2 protein-coding genes are annotated in these 1,309 nt (G+C 30.6%); both read left to right on the forward strand.

Going from position 1 to position 1,309, the window contains the following annotated elements:
- A partial coding sequence (locus tag BLX24_RS30435) for a DUF4135 domain-containing protein (RefSeq protein ID WP_143092934.1) occupies positions 1 to 670 on the forward strand: 670 nt, incomplete at its 5' end.
- Between the two features lie 59 nt (positions 671 to 729).
- Positions 730 to 1,309 (forward strand): hypothetical protein (locus tag BLX24_RS30440; RefSeq protein WP_143092935.1); only part of this gene is annotated, 580 nt, incomplete at its 3' end.

The following is a 1,309-nucleotide window of genomic DNA, read 5'->3' on the forward strand; positions in this document are numbered from 1 at the left end:
CGGGGTCCAGCTTGATCATGCCGGATTTGGCGTAAAAGGAGACGCTGTTACACTCAATTTGGAAAATAAATTTGTGCATTCAAACACAATACATTCTAAAAAGACAAGCCATTTAATTTTTAAGAACAGATTAAAAAATAATATTCCTTTATATCATAATACGTATAGATTTGCGAATGAATATGCTGATCATTTTATAAAAGGCTTTTCTGTAGCTTATAAATTATTTTTAAACTCAACCAATGAATTAGTACATTCGCCGCTATCACCTATTATCAATTTTAAAAACGTAGAGATCCGCTATGTATGGCGGCCAACGCTTGTGTATTATAAAATACATAAACATATGCATAGCCATGTTTTTATGTCAGACGCTGAAGAATACAAAAATAAATTACGGAATTTATTATCAATTGCTTACAAAAAAGGACAATTCGATAAATATTACTTTATTCTTGAGTCGGAAATAAAACAAATGCTGGATGGAAATATTCCCTATTTCAGCCTCAATAGTGTAAGTTGTTGTCTAAATAATAATGAAACAGCAACTATCTTTCAATACAATAGCATTGAAAATATTATTTATAGATTACAACGTTTATCTGAAGCACACCAGCATGCACAAATAGAGCATATTACTAAATGGCTTCAGATTACAAGATCAAATTAATTGTTTTTTATATACTTTTCTTTGTCGCTATTAACTTGCAACATATAATTGAGAATAATATGAATATTCTAACTATACCTTATATCGCCGGTGGTCTTTCACATTTTATTCCTTTGTATGTTCTCCAAAAAAAATATTTAAATAACTACTATGGAATAAAAAATAATTTTCTGGTCAACAACAACCTGAGTAAATTTCTTTCTATACAGAATATAGATTCTCTGAAAATTGATTATTCAGTTGAGCAAACCTTTCTTCCTGCATCTAATGCTAAAGATATAAGAGACAGTATCGTAAAAATGGAAAGAGATGCTTACGACACAGTTAAACCAACAGTGATAATTGAAGATAATGCTTTTTTAACGCCTTTAATTGCTGAAGACAATAATATTCCCAGAGTTTCGATACAACGTACAGGCATATTCCGGTCTATAAATAATAAATATAGAAATAGTAAGCATGTCCACTCCATGCAAAAAGGAATACATAATGATAAAGATAAATTTGCTCCAATATGGGCTACTATTTTAAACGATAAAAATTCAGATTATTTTTTCTGGGAAGTTTACGCAAAGCCAAAAGCGAAGGTCATTCCCGGAATTCCATCCATTGAGCGTTTGCCTGATAATACAGAAAACC

This window comes from Arsenicibacter rosenii, from assembly GCF_001870735.1.
Taxonomy (GTDB): Bacteria; Bacteroidota; Bacteroidia; order Cytophagales; family Spirosomataceae; genus Arsenicibacter; species Arsenicibacter rosenii.